Annotated in this window: 16 protein-coding genes and 1 riboswitch; of the genes, 9 read left to right on the plus strand and 7 right to left on the minus strand. The window is 59.6% G+C overall.

All coding sequences use genetic code 11. The annotated features are described in order from the left end of the window. Nucleotides 1-35: 35 nt before the first annotated feature. Nucleotides 36-419 carry an MAPEG family protein gene (locus CXF97_RS22375; protein ID WP_024014628.1) on the minus strand — a complete coding sequence of 128 codons (384 nt, stop codon included), beginning with the start codon at nt 417-419 and terminating at the stop codon, nt 36-38. A 40-nt stretch (nt 420-459) separates the two neighbouring features. Then, nucleotides 460-1,293: an EamA family transporter gene (locus tag CXF97_RS22380; protein ID WP_101161140.1), complete on the minus strand. Its 834-nt coding sequence runs from the start codon at nt 1,291-1,293 to the stop codon at nt 460-462. A gap of 319 nt (nt 1,294-1,612) precedes the next feature. Between CXF97_RS22380 and CXF97_RS22385 the strand changes: the two genes are divergently transcribed. Both CXF97_RS22385 and CXF97_RS22390 read left to right on the plus strand, forming a co-directional pair. After that, the gene (locus tag CXF97_RS22385) at nt 1,613-2,782 is read left to right on the plus strand and encodes an MFS transporter (RefSeq protein ID WP_101161143.1); all 1,170 of its coding nucleotides are present in this window, start codon (nt 1,613-1,615) and stop codon (nt 2,780-2,782) included. Between the two features lie 89 nt (nt 2,783-2,871). Then, nucleotides 2,872-4,134 carry a sodium:proton antiporter gene (locus CXF97_RS22390; protein ID WP_101161146.1) on the plus strand — a complete coding sequence of 421 codons (1,263 nt, stop codon included), beginning with the start codon at nt 2,872-2,874 and terminating at the stop codon, nt 4,132-4,134. A 30-nt stretch (nt 4,135-4,164) separates the two neighbouring features. Here CXF97_RS22390 and CXF97_RS22395 read toward each other — a convergent pair whose 3' ends face one another. Next, nucleotides 4,165-5,028 carry a LysR family transcriptional regulator gene (locus tag CXF97_RS22395; RefSeq protein WP_101161149.1) on the minus strand — a complete coding sequence of 288 codons (864 nt, stop codon included), beginning with the start codon at nt 5,026-5,028 and terminating at the stop codon, nt 4,165-4,167. A gap of 91 nt (nt 5,029-5,119) precedes the next feature. Between CXF97_RS22395 and CXF97_RS22400 the strand changes: the two genes are divergently transcribed. Next, complete coding sequence (locus CXF97_RS22400; RefSeq protein ID WP_101161152.1) at nt 5,120-5,533, plus strand: VOC family protein; 414 nt, start codon at nt 5,120-5,122, stop codon at nt 5,531-5,533. Nucleotides 5,534-5,610: 77 nt separating this feature from the next. Further along, nucleotides 5,611-6,855 (plus strand): cation:dicarboxylate symporter family transporter, encoded by a 1,245-nt coding sequence (locus CXF97_RS22405; RefSeq protein ID WP_371918394.1) that lies wholly within the window; start codon nt 5,611-5,613, stop codon nt 6,853-6,855. Nucleotides 6,856-6,857: 2 nt separating this feature from the next. Here CXF97_RS22405 and CXF97_RS22410 read toward each other — a convergent pair whose 3' ends face one another. Further along, nucleotides 6,858-7,769 (minus strand): formate/nitrite transporter family protein, encoded by a 912-nt coding sequence (locus CXF97_RS22410; RefSeq protein WP_101161157.1) that lies wholly within the window; start codon nt 7,767-7,769, stop codon nt 6,858-6,860. A 222-nt stretch (nt 7,770-7,991) separates the two neighbouring features. After that, nucleotides 7,992-8,399: an acyl-CoA thioesterase gene (locus CXF97_RS22415; protein WP_101161159.1), complete on the minus strand. Its 408-nt coding sequence runs from the start codon at nt 8,397-8,399 to the stop codon at nt 7,992-7,994. Nucleotides 8,400-8,595: 196 nt separating this feature from the next. Beyond that, nucleotides 8,596-8,694: riboswitch (S-adenosyl-L-homocysteine riboswitch) on the plus strand. A 23-nt stretch (nt 8,695-8,717) separates the two neighbouring features. Between CXF97_RS22415 and ahcY the strand changes: the two genes are divergently transcribed. From ahcY to CXF97_RS22440, 5 genes are all read left to right on the plus strand, one after another. Beyond that, nucleotides 8,718-10,127 (plus strand): adenosylhomocysteinase, encoded by a 1,410-nt coding sequence (gene ahcY, locus CXF97_RS22420; RefSeq protein WP_039757587.1) that lies wholly within the window; start codon nt 8,718-8,720, stop codon nt 10,125-10,127. Nucleotides 10,128-10,286: 159 nt separating this feature from the next. Further along, nucleotides 10,287-11,132 carry a methylenetetrahydrofolate reductase [NAD(P)H] gene (gene metF, locus CXF97_RS22425; protein ID WP_101161786.1) on the plus strand — a complete coding sequence of 282 codons (846 nt, stop codon included), beginning with the start codon at nt 10,287-10,289 and terminating at the stop codon, nt 11,130-11,132. Nucleotides 11,133-11,205: 73 nt separating this feature from the next. Further along, nucleotides 11,206-12,288: a hypothetical protein gene (locus CXF97_RS22430; protein WP_101161162.1), complete on the plus strand. Its 1,083-nt coding sequence runs from the start codon at nt 11,206-11,208 to the stop codon at nt 12,286-12,288. An 87-nt stretch (nt 12,289-12,375) separates the two neighbouring features. Then, nucleotides 12,376-13,188, plus strand: coding sequence for an ABC transporter substrate-binding protein (locus tag CXF97_RS22435; protein WP_101161164.1), 813 nt, complete (start codon nt 12,376-12,378; stop codon nt 13,186-13,188). A gap of 221 nt (nt 13,189-13,409) precedes the next feature. Next, entirely contained in the window at nt 13,410-15,278 is a 1,869-nt protein-coding gene (locus CXF97_RS22440; RefSeq protein WP_101161167.1) for a DEAD/DEAH box helicase, read from the plus strand. A gap of 239 nt (nt 15,279-15,517) precedes the next feature. Here the strand turns inward: CXF97_RS22440 and CXF97_RS22445 are convergent, their stop codons facing one another. Both CXF97_RS22445 and CXF97_RS22450 read right to left on the minus strand, forming a co-directional pair. Further along, nucleotides 15,518-16,096, minus strand: coding sequence for a YceI family protein (locus tag CXF97_RS22445; protein ID WP_039757580.1), 579 nt, complete (start codon nt 16,094-16,096; stop codon nt 15,518-15,520). Nucleotides 16,097-16,127: 31 nt separating this feature from the next. After that, nucleotides 16,128-16,679: a cytochrome b gene (locus CXF97_RS22450; RefSeq protein WP_101161170.1), complete on the minus strand. Its 552-nt coding sequence runs from the start codon at nt 16,677-16,679 to the stop codon at nt 16,128-16,130. Between the last annotated feature and the right edge of the window lie 357 nt (nt 16,680-17,036).

Here is a 17,036-nt window from a genome sequence, read left to right on the forward strand (position 1 = left end):
GCGCTGCCGCAGGCCGCGATCTTTTGATCCTGCTATCAGATAGACACAAAGAAGAACGAAGCAATCAACCCCATCCCGATAAACCACACCACCGAACGCAGTGCAGCCCAGTCGGCCAGGTAGCAAATGATGTACAGCAGGCGACTGGTGATAAACAGCACCGCCAGCACATTGACCGTTACCAGCTCCGCAGTGCCGACCAGATGTGCAACGATCACCGCTGCGGCAAAGGCCGGCGTCACTTCAAAGCTGTTCAGTTGCGCAGCATGGGCGCGACGGGCGACGCCATCGACGCTGTCGAGAAAATCCCTTGGATCGTAATTGTCCTTGAGGCGGAAACCGCCGGTTGCCTTCGCCACGATCGTGCACACGTACGGCAGAAAAATCGCGATCAACACACACCACAGAGCCACCGTCATAACGTCGTCCTTTTTTTCGATTCGAGTAATTGGCGAGCGGTCAGAACTTCATCACCAGCATGCCGATCAGCACCAGCCCACAGGCTAAGAGCCGCGGCCGGCCGAAAGGTTCTTTCAGGTAACGCATGCCGAACAGCACCACCAGAATCACGCTGATTTCGCGCAACGCCGCCGCTTCGGCGATCGACCCCAACTGCATCGCCCACAGCACCAGAGCGTAGCTGAACAACACACAGAACCCGACCGCCAGGCCCAGTCTCCATTGCTCGCGCCAGAACAGCAGGAATGCGGGGCGCCGGGCGACCCATGCCAACAGCGGAAACGGCCAGGCACTGAGCAACGTGACCCAGACCAGATAATCCAGCGGATGCGACCAACGCCGCAGCGCCTGACCATCGATGTAGGTATAGCAACCAATGCACAGGCCGATCAGCGCCACGACCGGCAGCATTGACCACGGCAAACGGCCGCCGCCACCGCCCTGCCACAGCAGGCAGACCATGCCCAACGGGATCAGCATGATTCCGAAAATCTGCTGCGTGCTCAGCTCCTCACCGGCGAACATCAGGGTCAACGCCAGCACTACCAGCGGTGAAAGCCCGCGCATCAACGGATAGACCAGACCCAGATCGCCCACGCGATAAGCCTGAATCAACAGATAGCGATACAGCAGCTCAAACGCCGCCGAAGCGAGAATCCATGGCCAGATCTCCGCAGGCGGCAAACTCACGAAGGGCAACGCGAGGGCGACGAACAACAGCGCCACGGTGTCCATGCACGCCACCACCAGCAGCCGCTCGGCACTGAACTTGATCAGGGTATTCCACGCCGCATGCAACAGCGCCGCCACCATTACCAGAGCTGTTGCCAGCACAATTGACTCCTTTGTTTTTATTATCTTGTTGGAGCGGCCGAAGGCTGCGATCTTTAGACCTTGTCTGTCAAAACCAAAAGCAAAAAACCGCAGCCTTCGGCAGCTTCTGCAGTGGACATAAAGTAATCCACACGACAACCAGTCAGATTATTGATTCGCCATGTGTCAGCAGCTGTTTATACTGCAACCCACCACGCCGTACTCAGCTGCACACCAAAAAAAAACCAATAAAAGCTGCCTGCTCCGCTTTCTCCGAAAACGGTCGCTGGCACGCGTATGCCTGATCAAAGCGTCAAGACGACTGACAGAGACCTTGCGCATGCCCCTCGCTTTGCTTGCACTCGCCGTTGCCGCGTTCGGCATCGGCACCACCGAATTCGTCATCATGGGCCTGCTACCCGATGTGGCCCGCGACCTTGCCGTGAGCATTCCACATGCCGGCCTGCTGATCACCGGTTACGCCCTGGGCGTGGTGTTCGGTGCACCGATTCTGGCGATCGGCACCGCCAACATGCCGCGCAGAGCAACGCTGTTGGGCATGACGCTGATGTTCATTCTTGGCAATGTGCTTTGCGCACTCGCGCCGAACTACGCAACGCTGATGGCGGCGCGCGTCGTCACGGCACTGTGTCATGGCGCGTTTTTCGGGATCGGCTCGGTGGTCGCCGCCGGGCTGGTCGCGCCAAACAAGCGCGCGCAAGCCATTGCGATGATGTTCACCGGCCTGACATTGGCCAACGTCCTCGGCGTGCCCTTAGGCACGGCGCTGGGTCAATACGCTGGCTGGCGTTCGACCTTCTGGGCGGTGTCGGTGATCGGCGTTGTTGCGGCGCTGGCGCAATGGTTGTGGTTGCCCAGACACATCGCGATGGACAAGGCCAACCTCGCCAGCGAATTCAAAGTACTGGGCAAGGCCAACGTGCTGCTGGCGCTGGGCATGAGCGTGCTGGCCTCGACCAGTCTGTTCAGCGTATTCACGTATATCGCACCGATCCTGCAAGACATCACTGGCGTCAGCCCCCACGGCGTGACGGTGATGCTGCTGTTGTTCGGCGTTGGCCTGACGGCAGGCAGCATGCTCGGCGGGCGCCTGGCCGATAGCCGTTTGTTGCCGTCGCTGGTCGGTGTAGCGCTGGCAGTCGTGGTAATTCTCGCGGCCTTCAGCCAGACCAGCCGTTCGGTAATTCCGGCGGCAATCACGCTGGTGCTGTGGGGGATTTTCGCCTTTGCGCTGTGCCCGATTCTGCAGCTGCTGATCATCGATCAGGCCCACGAAGCGCCGAATCTCGGCTCGACGCTGAACCAGAGCGCGTTCAACCTCGGTAACGCCGCAGGTGCCTGGATCGGCGGACTGGTAGTCGCCAGCGGCGCGGATCTGGCGGACTTGCCGTGGACCGGGGCACTGGTTGGCGTGCTGACGGTGCTGACGGCGCTGTTGTTCATCTACCTGCAACGGCGGCGGGCGAGTACGGTCAATGTGTCTGGCTGATTGTGGTGCCAGACCGAGCCCCCACCCCTTCAACTTCTGCGCCCAATCTCCGGTCGCACTCCATTCACCCTTCATCCAAAGGACTCCGGATGCTTGAACTTGTCGCCGCTTTTATCTGTTTGACCACCCTTCTGACCTTCGTCAATTTCCGTTTCATAGGCCTGCCGCCGACCATTGGCGTAATGGTCACAGCGCTGCTGTTTTCGCTGATCCTGCAAGGCCTCAGTGTCCTCGGTTTTCCCGGCCTCGAAGACCGCGTGCAGCAACTGATCGGCCAGATCGACTTCGGCGATCTGCTGATGAACTGGATGCTGTCGTTTCTGCTGTTCGCCGGCGCCCTGCACGTTAACCTGAATGACTTGCGCAGTTACCGGTGGCCGATCGGCCTGCTGGCCACCTTCGGCGTATTGATCGCCACCGTCGTCATCGGCAGCCTGGCTTTCTACATTTTTGCCCTCTTCGGCTGGCACGTGAGTTTCCTTTACTGCCTGTTGTTCGGCGCGCTGATTTCGCCGACCGATCCGATTGCCGTACTCGGCGTACTGCGTACGGCCAACGCTTCGAAACCATTGAAAACCACCATCGTCGGCGAATCGCTATTCAACGACGGCACGGCGGTCGTGGTCTTCACCGTACTGCTGGGCATCGCGCAACTGGGCGAAACCCCGACTGTCAGTGCCACGGCGATGCTCTTCGTCCATGAGGCGATTGGCGGTGTGTTGTTCGGCGGGCTGATCGGCTATCTGGTCTATCGCATGATCAAAAGCGTCGAGCAGCATCAGATCACGGTAATGCTGACCCTGGCTCTGGTGATCGGCGGTTCGGCGATGTCCACCGAACTGCACGTTTCGGCACCGATCGCGATGGTGGTGGCCGGCCTGATCATCGGCAACCTTGGGCGCAATCTGGCAATGAACGACATGACCCGGCGCTACCTCGATGGCTTCTGGGAATTGCTCGATGACATGCTCAATGCGCTGCTGTTTGCACTGATCGGCATGGAGTTGTTGCTGCTCCCTTTCAACTGGTTGCACATGGCCGCAGCGGGTCTGCTGGCGGTGGCGATTCTGCTGTCGCGTCTGCTCACCGTGGCGCCGGCGATCCTGCTGCTGCGTCGGTGGCGCTCAGTGCCGGCCGGCACCATCCGCATCCTCACCTGGGGCGGCTTGCGCGGCGGTGTCTCGGTGGCACTGGCGCTGGCCCTGCCACTGGGCCCGGAACGCGATCTGTTGCTGAGCATCACCTACATCGTCGTGCTGTCGTCGATCCTGTTGCAGGGCCTGTCCATCGGCAAACTGGTCAAGCACGCGACGCGCAATGAGCCGACTGTAGCGAGCGAGTCTGCGCACTGACGCATCGCCGTGGCCCTTCATTGAGTTTCATCAAGGCGGGCTGCCGAGTAGATCGAGCAGGTGCCGCATCGCCAACGGGCGGTGCGGCGCCGAGCCGTGCATCACCACCAGCTCCCGTGAGTAAAGGTGTCCCTCCTCCACCGGCAAAACGTACAACCCTTCCAGCGCCATCCCGGACCATTGCGGTACCAGCGAAACGCCCATGCCCTGCGCAACCAGCATCACGATGGTCTCCAGCGCATCCAGTTCACACAGCACTTCGGGCTCGATTGCCTGTTCAGCAAGATATCGCTGAGCAATCTGACCGCCCCAGGAACGCGCGTCGTAACGAATCAAAGGTCCTTCGCGCAGCAGCGTATCGAGCGATTTTCCGACACATGCAGGCGGCGCAACCAGCACCAGCTTCTCGATCCTCAGCACCGTACAGGCCAATGCCTTCGGCGGCTGAAATGGCGGCCTCACCAGAATGGCCGCGTCCAGTTCGCCATTGAGCACTTTTTCGTAAAGGCTTTTCGAGTCACCCGGGGTGATCCTGAGTTTCAGGTTGGGTGCCGACAGTGTCAGGCGCTCGATCAAGTCTGGCAGTACGCCGGTCAGGGCGGTGGAAATGGCGCCGACTTTCACTTCGCCCGTTAATCCATCCTGGTGCAGGTCATGCTGCAATACCTGTGTCAGTTCAATAATTGCTTTGATCTTCGGCAAAGCCATCAGGCATTGATCCGACGGGTGCACCGCATGGGCTGTGCGCAGCAGCAGCGTACAGCCCAGGGTACGTTCGAGCGTCTGCACACGCTGACTGATTGCCGCCGCCGTACGATTTTCCCGCCGCGCCGCCGCTGCAATCGAGCCGGTTTCAATGACGGCCACCAGACTTCTCAGAAAGCGTACGTCCATAAGTTTTCCTTTCGCTCAGAACAAGGCGAAGCCGTTATGCCTCGCCGTACGGCCTGCTTAACCTGAGAGTTCCTTCACTCAGGGCTACCCCATGAACAGACCTTTTCACGCTGCATACCATGTTTGCGACCTGGACCAGTCGCGGATTTTTTATCGGGATGTGTTGGGCTGCATCGAGGGCCGCAGTACCGAGACATGGGTCGACTTCGATTTTTTCGGCAACCAGATCTCCCTGCATCTGGGCGTTCCGTTTGCCACTACCCGCTCCGGACAAGTAGGCGAGCACAAGGTGTTGATGCCGCACATTGGCGTCGTCCTGCCGCTGCAGGAGTGGCTGGCACTGGCTGAACGCTTGATCCGCCTCGGCACCCTTTTCGAGATTCCACCCGTGATCCGCTTTGCCGGCGAGCCAGGGGAACAACGCACAATGTTTTTCCTCGACCCGAGCGGTAATCCAATCGAAGTCAAAGGCTTCAAGGACTTCAACAACCTCTTCGCGCGCTGATTTCCCCACCAACAAACACAAGAAAAAAGGGGCACAACATGAGCAAGAAAAACACCTCGAGCCTTGTCACCCGCATCATGATCGGGCTGGTCGCCGGGATCGTCGTCGGCATCCTTCTCAACCAGTTTCCGGAGCACAAGGCATGGTTTATCGACAACCTGCTGCAGCCGGCCGGTGATCTGTTTATCCGGCTGATGAAGATGATCGTGGTGCCGCTGGTCTTTGCCTGCATGGTGGTCGGCATTGCTGGCGCCGGCAGCACAAAAGCGCTCGGGCGAGTCGGCATCAAGACGCTGGTCTACTTCTTTACCATCACCAGTATTGCCATCGTCTTCGGGCTGGTCGTCGGTAACGTATTCCAACCCGGCGCCGGCGCGGACTTCAGCAGCACCCTGCAAGCACCGGCATCCGCTTTGGCCACTGCCGGGGAAACGCAAAACCTTGGCCGAACGCTGGTCAACATCGTGCCCGATAACATCGTGCTGGCGATGTCCCAGGGCAAACTGCTGTCGGTGCTGTTTTTCGCTATTGTGTTCGGCTGCGCCTTGTCAATGCTGCCCGAGCAGCAAAGGGCGCCTTTGATCGCAGTCATGCAAGCCATTTCGGACACCATGTTCAAAGTTACCCATCTGGTCATGCACTATTCGCCGATCGGCATCTTCGGCCTGATCGGAGTCACCGTGGCCAGCTTCGGTCTCAGTGCGTTGATGCCGCTGGCCAAGCTGATCGCTGTCACTTACCTGGCGGTGTTGCTGTTCGCATTCGGCGTACTGGGGCTGGTGGCACGCATCGCCGGCATCGGATTTTTTCACCTTCTCAGGGAAATCCGCAGTGAACTCATACTGGCTTACAGCAGCGCGGCGTCCGCCACGGTGATGCCGCAACTGATTGAAAAAATGCAGCGATATGGCGCGCCGCGCTCAATCACCAGCATGGTCATTCCCTTGGGCTATTCATTCAATCTCGATGGCGCTTCACTGTTTGCAGGGCTGGGAACCCTGTTCATCGCCCAGGCTTACGGCATCGACCTGGGCTGGGCCGATCAAGCCATGCTGGTATTGATCATGGTGCTGACGTCCAAAGGGGCCGCAGGGGTGCCGGGCTTCATGTTCATCATTTTGACCGCGACGCTGACTACCGCAGGATTGCCGGTAGAAGGCGTCGCGATCATTGCTGGCGTCTATCGCCTGATGGACATGCCCGTCACCGCTCTCAATGTGCTGGGCAATGCCTTGGCGCCGTTGGTCATCGCCCGATGGGAGGGCCAGCTGAAAGCACCCGAGGACGCGGCAGCTGCAGATCAGCCGACGCTGCAAGCCTGAAGCTATTCGCCCCGGTGCTCGGTACCCACTGCGCGTTTACCTGCCGAGCCTGTTTCATCAGGGCTCGGCTTGTCAGCCTGCGGCGCACCGCTTTCGCTGCGAATCTGCGCATGGCTGATCAGCGCGAAGATGAAACTGCCGCCAATGATGTTCCCCGCCAATGTCGGCCCGGCGAATACCGCCCAGAAATCACTCCACGGCAATTCGCCGGCAAACACCAGATACGACACTTCCGCCGATCCGACGACGATATGGGTGAAGTCGCCCAGTGCCATGAAGTAAGTGATGAGGATGATGATCCACATCTTCGCGCTCTCCATGGACGGGATCATCCAGACCATGGTGGCGATCATCCAGCCGGAAACGATGCCCTTGGCAAACATCTGACTGGCACTGTGCTCCATGACCTTGCGGCCGATTTCGAGGAAGGCGACGTCGGTCTTGCTGTCGAAGATCGGCAGCTCCAGCATCACGTAGGCGACCAGAATCGTCCCGCAGAGGTTGCCGATCAGGACCACGCTCCACAGGCGGATCAATCGGGCGAAATTGAGCAGCGTCGGTTTGGTCATCACCGGTAGCACGGCGGTCAGGGTGTTCTCGGTGAACAGTTGCTGGCGCGCAAGGATCACTGCGAGGAACCCCGCGCAGTAGCCAAAACTGGCGATCACCTTGAATTCGTCACCATCAGGCAAGCGCGAATTGAGTAAACCCATGCCCATCAGCGACAGGCCCATGGTCAGGCCTGCCGCCAGCGCTGACCACCACAGCGCGGCAATGCTGCGCTCCAGCTCCTGATCGCCCTGGGTGCGGATGATTTCATGCAGAACGGCCGCGCGCGGCGGCTGGCTCTTCTCGACTTCGTGCTGTTCCTTGGCCGAGAGGTCGGGGGTCTTGTCGCTGGTGGGGGTGGTCATGGCGTGAGAACCGTGGGGGGTGGTGTTTAGCTACGACTCCCGCGGCTCACGACTGTTCAGTGGTCAGATAAAGATTCGGTGGCTGCACAACCGCATTCGCGAGCAAGCCCGCTCCCACAAGGGAACGCATTCCAATTCCAAATGTGGAGCGGGATTGCTTCCGCAAGGGAACGCATTCCAAATGTGGGAGCGGGCTTGCTCGCGAAGGGCGCGCCGCCCATGTCACCTGGTAACGGGTTCATCTTCCTGAAACTGGTCTTTCACATATTTGATCTCGGTTCGCCCGTGCGGCGCCGGCAGGCCGTCTTCGCCGAGATTGACGAAAACCATCTTCTCGACGGTCAGGATGCTCTTGCGGGTGATCTTGTTGCGCACTTCGCAGGTCAGGGTGATCGAGGTGCGGCCGAATTCGGTGGCGGTGATGCCCAGTTCGATGATGTCGCCCTGGCGCGAGGCGCTGACGAAGTTGATTTCCGAGATGTACTTGGTCACGACACGCTGGTTGCCCAGTTGCACGATCGCGTAGATCGCTGCTTCTTCATCGATCCAGCGCAGCAGGCTGCCGCCGAACAGGGTGCCGTTGGGGTTGAGGTCTTCGGGTTTTACCCATTTGCGGGTGTGGAAATTCATGTTCACTCCTGAGCGCTTGCCGAAAGATGCGCCCATCTTGGCAGACCGATCAGTCAGGCTCCAGCCAGCTGCGACTATGGTCGCCATTGGCGATCTTCATCTGGCCGACAGAAACCCTTTGGAAGATCAGCCCGGGCAGCTATAATCGCCCCCGTTTTAAAACGGTCATCTTCGATTGATACCGTTTTCCCGCCACCTGTCCGAGGGGCGCTGCAGCAGGTTCGACCTGTCAGGCTCGGATGGGGCGTTGACCGGCTCACGCCGGACACTAAACGCACAACGGCGCCCATTCGCATACATTACGAATGGAGGCTCTTCATGAGCGCTGTCAACACGCCTGCCGATTTTACCGATTACAAAGTTGCCGACATGTCCCTGGCTGCCTGGGGCCGTCGCGAAACCATCATCGCCGAATCGGAAATGCCTGCCCTGATGGGCCTGCGCCGCAAGTACGCCTCCGAGCAGCCGCTCAAGGGCGCGAAAATCCTCGGCTGCATCCACATGACCATTCAGACTGCCGTGCTGATCGAAACCCTGGTTGCCCTGGGTGCCGAAGTGCGCTGGTCGTCCTGCAACATTTTCTCCACTCAGGATCAGGCCGCTGCCGCTATCGCCGCTGCCGGTATCCCGGTGTTCGCCTGGAAAGGCGAGACTGAAGAAGAGTACGAGTGGTGCCTGGAGCAGACCATCCTCAAGGACGGTCAGCCATGGGACGCCAACATGATCCTTGACGACGGCGGCGATCTCACCGAGCTGCTGCACAAGAAATACCCGCAAGTGCTCGATCGCGTTCACGGCGTGACCGAAGAAACCACCACCGGCGTACACCGTCTGCTGGACATGCTGGCCAAGGGCGAGCTGAAGATCCCGGCCATCAACGTCAACGACTCGGTGACCAAGTCCAAGAACGACAACAAGTACGGCTGCCGTCACAGCCTGAACGATGCGATCAAGCGTGGCACCGACCACCTGCTGTCCGGCAAGCAAGCGCTGGTCATCGGTTACGGTGACGTGGGCAAGGGCTCGGCCCAGTCCCTGCGTCAGGAAGGCATGATCGTCAAGGTTTCCGAAGTCGACCCGATCTGCGCCATGCAAGCCTGCATGGACGGTTTCGAACTGGTATCGCCGTTCATCGACGGTATCAACGACGGTTCCGAAGCGAGCATCGACAAAGCACTGCTGGGCAAGATCGACCTGATCGTGACCACCACCGGTAACGTCAATGTTTGCGACGCGAACATGCTCAAGGCCCTGAAGAAGCGCGCTGTGGTCTGCAACATCGGTCACTTCGACAACGAAATCGACACCGCTTTCATGCGCAAGAACTGGGCGTGGGAAGAAGTGAAGCCACAGGTGCACAAGGTTCACCGCACCGGCGCCGGCAGCTTCGATCCACAGAACGACGACTACCTGATCCTGCTGGCCGAAGGCCGTCTGGTGAACCTGGGCAACGCCACCGGTCACCCGAGCCGCATCATGGACGGTTCGTTCGCCAACCAGGTTCTGGCTCAGATCTTCCTGTTCGGCCAGAAGTACGCCGACCTGTCGCCAGCGCAGAAAGCCGAGCGTCTGACCGTTGAAGTGCTGCCCAAGAAACTCGACGAAGAAGTGGCCCTGGAAATGGTCCGCGGCTTCGGCGGTGTGGTCACCCAACTGACCAAGCAACAGGCTGACTACATCGGCGTCACCGTCGAAGGCCCGTTCAAGCCGCACGCTTATCGCTACTGATTGACGCGTCGGCCTGCCTCCCCTGTGGGAGCGGGCTTGCCCGCGAAGGCGATCAGTCCTTCAACATCTTTGTTGACTGACCCAGCGCATTCGCGAGCAAGCCCGCTCCCACAGGGGCTTTGCAAGCTTCAAAGGCTTTGTGTTCCAAAGGGTATGACCATGTCCCAAGACCGTCGCTACAGCTTCGAGTTTTTCCCGACCAAGACCGATGCCGGGCAGGAAAAGCTGCTCGCCACTGCCCGTCAACTGGCCACTTACAACCCTGATTTCTTTTCCTGCACCTACGGCGCTGGCGGCTCGACCCGTGACCGCACGCTCAATACCGTGTTGCAGCTCGAAAGCGAAGTCAAAGTACCCGCCGCACCGCACCTGTCGTGCGTCGGCGACAGCAAGGACGACCTGCGCGGCCTGCTGAACGAATACAAGGCTGCCGGCATCAAGCGCATCGTCGCCCTGCGTGGCGATTTGCCGTCCGGCATGGGCATGACCAGCGGTGAGCTGCGTCACGCCAATGAACTGGTCGAATTCATTCGTGAAGAGACCGGCGACCATTTCCACATCGAAGTCGCCGCCTACCCGGAGATGCATCCGCAGGCGCGCAACTATGAGGACGATCTCGCCAACTTCGTGCGCAAGGCCCGTGCCGGTGCCGACAGCGCGATCACCCAGTACTTCTTCAACGCCGACAGCTACTTCTACTTCGTCGACCGTTTGCAGGCACTGGGCGTGGATCTGCCGATCGTGCCGGGGATCATGCCGATCACCAACTACAGCAAACTCGCGCGTTTCTCCGATGCCTGCGGTGCGGAAATCCCGCGCTGGATCCGCAAGCAACTGGAGGCTTACGGCGATGACACGCAAAGCATTCAACGTTTTGGCGAGCAAGTCGTCAGCGAGATGTGCGAACGCCTGTTGCAGGGTGGCGCACCGGGACTGCACTTCTACTCGATGAACCAGGCCGAACCTAGCCTGGCGATCTGGAACAACCTCAAGCTACCGCGCTGAAGGGTTTTCATGCGGTACAAAAGGCCCTGATCGGGCCTTTTCACTAAAAAGCACCAATGGAATGTTGTCGTCAATGATCTGCGCGCAAACAAAAAAACGCCCTCAACTGGTCTATCTGGTTTTCGGCGCCGAGACCTACCATCAAGAAGCTGTTTTCAGCATCGCCAGTGCTTTGGCGTGGTTGCGCGAAACACCGGATGCCCCGATCGACATCCAGGTCTTCACCGACAATCCGCAACCCTATGAACAGCTTCCCGTACGTGTTCGCCCTCTTGACGCGCAAACGCGCCAGACATGGAGCGAGCCCCACGGTTATCACTTCCGCATCAAACACGTCGCATTGCGCTCGGTACTGGCCGAATACGAAACGGCGCTGTTGATCGACACCGATACGTTTTTCCACTGCTCGCCGCTCAAACTGTTCGAGCGGGTGCAGCCCGGCACCCTGCTGTGCAATGACTACCACGCCCGATATGGCGACAACAAAGCGAGCCTGCTTTACCGCACACTGTCGGCAACACTGCTGGACAAGGGCCTGACTGACGATCACATGCGCCTGCTCAACTCTGGCGTCATCGGTTTGCACCGGCAGGACGCCCATGTGCTCGACCGCTCCATCGCCTTGATTGATGAATTGTTTCCGGCTGCACAGGGCGCCTACACCCTCGAAGAGTTCTGCCTGTCAGTGGCCGCCTATCGCACGCTGGACGTCAACAAGTGCCCGGACCTGATCCATCATTACTGGAGTCGCAAACATCTGTTCAGGGCCAAGGTTCAGGCCTGGGTCGCCAAACACGGCGACAATCCGACCGGCCAGGCTGCACTGGACGACACCCGCCGCGTATCACCGCAATTGCCCCGACCACCGCGCCTGCAGCGCGTGTTTCACAAGCTCATTACGCTGCTGTTGCCGGCACATCTGCGTCAGTTCATCCGCGAAATCCTCTACGGCTGCTATGAACACCCCAACGAGTTCGATCAGGCGTGTGCACGGGTGTGGTGGGACAAGGCGCTGCAAAACCAGCAGGAACGCATTGGCAAGCCGGTTTGCCAGCACTTGCTCAAAGACTGGTTCAGTCGTGGCCTGGTCAAGCGGATCCTGGGAACACGCCACGCAACGGTCCATCAACATTTGCTCAAAACTTCGAGCAAATAAGGCTGTTGCGGCCAATCCGCACGGGGACTGCGCGAAACATGCATGCCAGAGCTTCTCATCTGGCGTTTCGCGTACTAACCTCAGGCCATGCCCGTCATCGCCCAACTGCTGAGCGTTATCCTTCTGACTTGCCTGAGCTTCGCCGCTCGGGGCGAGAAGTTGCGCATTGTCACCGAGCCATGGGCGCCGTACGTGTACGAACAGGACGGGCAGAACCTCGGTCTGGACTACGAAACCACAGCCATCGTGTTCAAGCGGTTGGGCATTGAAGTTCAATGGCAGTTCCTGCCGTGGAAGCGCTGCCTGTCGATGCTTGAAACCGGTCAGGCCGACGGTGCGCTGGACATTTTTCACAGCGCCGAGCGTGATGCCACCCTGCTCTACCCCAGCGAACCGTTGTCCGATGTTGAATTCGTGATGTTCTACGCCAACGATCGGCCGCACCCGTTCAGCACACTCGAACAGCTCAAGGGCCTGACCATCGGCACCTCGCCGGGCTATCTGTACAGCCCGGATTTCAGCCAGTCGAACTTGTTCAACCGCGAACCGGCGCCCACCCATGAGGCCAACTTCGGCAAACTGGTGCGCGGGCGTATCGACCTGCTGATCACTGATCGCCGCGTCGGCCAGCATTTGCTCGATGAACTGAATATTCGCGATCTGATCACGGAAAACCCGACAGTTATCAGCCGTCAGAGCCAGTTTCTCGCGGTTCGGCGCAATGCTGGCATGGACTTGCTGGTGCAGCGTTTCGGCGCCGAACTCAGGCGTTTCAAGCGCGAACCGGCCTACGCCGAACTCAGCGCGCGCTATGGCGCCGCACCGGTTGACAGCGCATCACTGCGCTCGGCCACGGCCAACGGCAAAACCGTTGAGCAGCAGGAAAGCAGCGCGCAGTGATTGCTCTGTTATACTCCGGCGTTCCCGCCAGGCTCACGCCCGGACGCCCGGAACCGTAACAGGCCTCACGACCCGCTACAGCGCAGCTTTCAGCCCGCGCGAGCGCTCCTGACGAGCCTTCGGAACCGCCGCTGGACCGGACGGGATTGCGTCCTCTTAAACGTGATTCGCGCCAGGCAAGACTCCCATTGGGCCAAGCCCTAACTAAAACAGGATTACTCATGTCCTTTGCTTCCCTCGGTCTCTCCGAGGCTTTAGTCCGTGCCATCGAAGATGCGGGCTATACCGAGCCTACTCCGGTGCAACAGCGGGCCATTCCCGCCGTGTTGCAAGGTCGCGACCTGATGGTGGCGGCTCAGACAGGTACCGGTAAAACCGGCGGCTTCGCCCTTCCGATTCTGGAGCGGTTGTTCCCCAACGGTCACCCGGACAAATCCCAGCGTCACGGTCCGCGCCAACCGCGCGTGCTGGTCCTGACCCCGACCCGCGAACTCGCGGCCCAGGTGCACGAGAGCTTCAAGATCTACGCCCGTGACCTGAAATTCGTCAGCGCCTGCATCTTCGGCGGCGTCGGCATGAACCCGCAGGTCCAGGCCATGTCCCGTGGCGTCGACGTTCTCGTCGCCTGCCCGGGTCGTCTGCTCGATCTCGCCGGCCAGGGCAGCGTCGATCTGTCCCACGTGGAAATTCTCGTCCTCGACGAAGCCGACCGCATGCTCGACATGGGCTTTGTGCACGACGTGAAGAAAGTCCTCGCGCGTCTGCCGGCCAAGCGTCAGAACCTGCTGTTCTCGGCAACATTCTCCAAAGACATCACCGATCTTGCCGGCAAACTGCTGCACAACCCGGAACGCATCGAAGTCACGCCGCCGAACACCACGGTCGAGCGCATCGAGCAACGCGTGTTCCGCCTGCCGGCCAGCCACAAGCGTGCCCTGCTGGCGCACCTGATCACCGCCGGCGCGTGGGAACAGGTACTGGTGTTCACCCGCACCAAGCACGGCGCCAACCGTCTCGCCGAATACCTGGACAAACACGGTCTGCCGGCGGTGGCGATTCACGGCAACAAGAGCCAGAACGCGCGCACCAAAGCTCTGGCCGACTTCAAGGCCGGCGAAGTGCGCATTCTGGTTGCTACCGACATTGCGGCCCGTGGCCTGGACATCGACCAGTTGCCGCATGTAGTCAACTTCGAGCTGCCGAACGTCGATGAAGACTACGTGCACCGTATCGGTCGTACCGGCCGTGCCGGTCGTTCGGGCGAGGCGATCTCGCTGGTCGCACCGGACGAAGAAAAACTGCTGAAAAGCATCGAGCGCATGACCAAGCAGAAGATCGCCGACGGCGACCTGATGGGCTTCGACTCCAGCACCATCGAAGCCGAGAAGCCGGAAGCCCGCGAGCGTCCGGACATCCGCAACCCGCGCAATTCCCGTGGCCCACGCGGCGACGGCCCGAATGGCGGTGGCGGTGGCGGCGGTCGCAAGGACAAAGGCAAGGACAAAGGCAAGGAAAAGCCGGCCGGTGAACGTGGCGAGCGCCCTGCCCGTCAGCAGAAGCCACGCGAAGGTACGCCGAGCCGCGAACAGCGTCCGAGTCAGCCACCGCGTGCAGCAGCTGACCGCGCTCCGGACGAGTTCCTCGACGACGATATCGATAACTTCGGTAACCGCGTTGATTACGTGCCGAAAGCCGCCCCTGCCGGGGGTCGTGGCCGTCGTCCGGGCGCTCCGGCGCAAGGCGCAGGCACTGGCGCACCTCGTGGTGGCCAGCCACAGGGTCGACAGAACGGCCCGCGCAACAGCAATGGCTCGACCACCGGCACGCCACCGGCCAAACGCAGCGGCCCGCGCAATGGCGCACCGCGTGACGGTCAGGGTCGTCGTGACGAATCCGCACCACGCAATCGCCGCCCGGCCCGTGACGATCAGCCGCGCAGCGAACCGGCCGTGCAGAACCCGCGCAGCAACGGCCCGAAGATCATGCACAAGGAATCGAAAGCCGACCGCTTTCCGACACCTGAGCAACTCGATCAACTGCCAAGCCGCCCGCGTGGCGAGAAACCAGCCTTGCTGACGCGCAATCGCTGAGTTTCATGCCGCAATGAAAAATGCCCCCGTTCGAAAGAACCGGGGCATTTTTTTGAGCACTGCAAATCGCTTTGTGTAGGAGCTGCCGAAGGCTGCGATCTTTTGATCTTGATCTTGATCTTCAAAAATCAAGATCAAGAGATCGCAGCCTTCGGCAGCTCCTACAAGGGATCTGTGTTGCATCAATAAAAAACGCCCCCGGCCTTGCGACCAGGGGCGTTTTTTTATGGCGGCGAGAATTACTTCGCTTTCACACCTTCAAACGAAACATACAGCTCGACTGCATCGGACTTCGGCCCGAGGTCTTTCTGCTTGCCGAAATCGGAACGCTTGATGGTGGTGGTGCCTTCGAAGCCGGCACGGTAGCCGCCCCATGGATCCTTGCCTTCGCCCAGGAAGGTTGCTTTCACGACCACTGGCTTGGTCACGCCCAGCAGGGTCAGGTCGCCGGTCACGTCAGCGGTATTGGCACCGGTGGACTTGACGCTGGTGGAAACGAAAGTGGCTTTGCCAAACTTGCTGGCGTTGAGGAAATCAGCGCTGGCGATGTGTTTGTCGCGCTCGGCGTGGTTGGTGAACACGCTGGCAGTGTTGACGTTGAACTCGATCTTGCTGTCTTCAGGCTTGGCAGCGTCGAAGCTGAATTTGCCGTCGATGTCCTTGAAGGTGCCGGTGATGTAGCTGTAGCCCAAGTGGCTGATCTTGAAGTCGACGAAGGCGTGCTGGCCTTCCTTGTCTACTACATAGTCAGCAGCCATTACGTTGGCGGACAGCACGGCAGAACCGATTGCCAGAGCGGCCAGAGTCTTTTTCAACATGCTTTCTTTTCCTTTGAGTCGAGGTTGAATTTCAGGCTTTGCGACCGAGCATCCGGGTGAGGGTCGCATCACGATCGATAAAGTGGTGCTTCAATGCTGCCAACGCATGGAGACCGGAAAAAATTACCAGTATCCACGCCAGCCAGAGATGAATCACCCCAGCGGTATCTGCCTGATCCGGTAGTCCGGAGAGCAGTGCAGGAACTTCAAACAGGCCAAACACCGGGATCCCGACACCGTCTGCGGTGGAAATCAGGTAACCGGCAATCATCACAGCGAACAGCGCCAGATACAGAAACCCATGGCCGAATTTAGCGCCAACGCGGGTCATGCGGCTGTAGCTTTGCAGCGTAGAAGGTGGCGGGCTGACGAAACGCCACAACACCCGCAACACCATCACACCGAGCAGCACCAGACCGATGCTTTTGTGCAGGTCCGGCGCGTCTTTGCGCCAGGTGCTGTAGTAATCCAGCCCTACCATCCACAGACCCAGCGCAAACAGCCCGAAGACCGCCAGCGCGACGCCCCAGTGCATGAAGATGCTGACCCAACCATAGCGCGAAGAAGAGTTACGTAGCTGCATTGCCCAAATCCTGTGAGAACTGCGAACCAAGACTAGCGAGTTACCTATCGAATTAAAGCGGAAAATTTCGCTTTGAAATATCGAGAAATACGATCAAGAGTCTGGAAGTCGCGTGTTAAGGAAAGATTAAAGGCAAAAGTGTGGCGGGATGTTGTTGCAAGGCATCGGAATCGGAATGCCTGCGCCGGCCCCTTCGCGAGCAAGCCCGCTCCCACAGTGATTGCGTTCCAACTGAGGAAACACGGTCAAATTTGAGAGTAAGGCCACTCCCACAGCGATTGCATTCCAACTGAGGAAACACAGTCAAAGGTGGGAGCAAGGCCACTCCCACAGCGATTGCATTCCAACAAGAAACAC

This window comes from Pseudomonas sp. Choline-02u-1 (assembly GCF_002836515.1).
In the GTDB taxonomy this organism is placed as follows: domain Bacteria; phylum Pseudomonadota; class Gammaproteobacteria; order Pseudomonadales; family Pseudomonadaceae; genus Aquipseudomonas.

Coding starts and splice junctions, on each gene's coding strand:
- CXF97_RS22385 (WP_101161143.1), top strand. CDS start 1,613: ATGCCCCTCGCTTTGCTTGCACTCGCCGTTGCCGCGTTCGGCATCGGC.
- ahcY (WP_039757587.1), top strand. CDS start 8,718: ATGAGCGCTGTCAACACGCCTGCCGATTTTACCGATTACAAAGTTGCC.
- CXF97_RS22375 (WP_024014628.1), bottom strand. CDS start 419: ATGACGGTGGCTCTGTGGTGTGTGTTGATCGCGATTTTTCTGCCGTAC.
- CXF97_RS22405 (WP_371918394.1), top strand. CDS start 5,611: ATGATCGGGCTGGTCGCCGGGATCGTCGTCGGCATCCTTCTCAACCAG.
- CXF97_RS22430 (WP_101161162.1), top strand. CDS start 11,206: ATGATCTGCGCGCAAACAAAAAAACGCCCTCAACTGGTCTATCTGGTT.
- CXF97_RS22395 (WP_101161149.1), bottom strand. CDS start 5,028: ATGGACGTACGCTTTCTGAGAAGTCTGGTGGCCGTCATTGAAACCGGC.
- CXF97_RS22415 (WP_101161159.1), bottom strand. CDS start 8,399: ATGAATTTCCACACCCGCAAATGGGTAAAACCCGAAGACCTCAACCCC.
- CXF97_RS22390 (WP_101161146.1), top strand. CDS start 2,872: ATGCTTGAACTTGTCGCCGCTTTTATCTGTTTGACCACCCTTCTGACC.
- CXF97_RS22450 (WP_101161170.1), bottom strand. CDS start 16,679: ATGCAGCTACGTAACTCTTCTTCGCGCTATGGTTGGGTCAGCATCTTC.
- CXF97_RS22435 (WP_101161164.1), top strand. CDS start 12,376: ATGCCCGTCATCGCCCAACTGCTGAGCGTTATCCTTCTGACTTGCCTG.
- metF (WP_101161786.1), top strand. CDS start 10,287: ATGTCCCAAGACCGTCGCTACAGCTTCGAGTTTTTCCCGACCAAGACC.
- CXF97_RS22440 (WP_101161167.1), top strand. CDS start 13,410: ATGTCCTTTGCTTCCCTCGGTCTCTCCGAGGCTTTAGTCCGTGCCATC.
- CXF97_RS22445 (WP_039757580.1), bottom strand. CDS start 16,096: ATGTTGAAAAAGACTCTGGCCGCTCTGGCAATCGGTTCTGCCGTGCTG.
- CXF97_RS22400 (WP_101161152.1), top strand. CDS start 5,120: ATGAACAGACCTTTTCACGCTGCATACCATGTTTGCGACCTGGACCAG.
- CXF97_RS22410 (WP_101161157.1), bottom strand. CDS start 7,769: ATGACCACCCCCACCAGCGACAAGACCCCCGACCTCTCGGCCAAGGAA.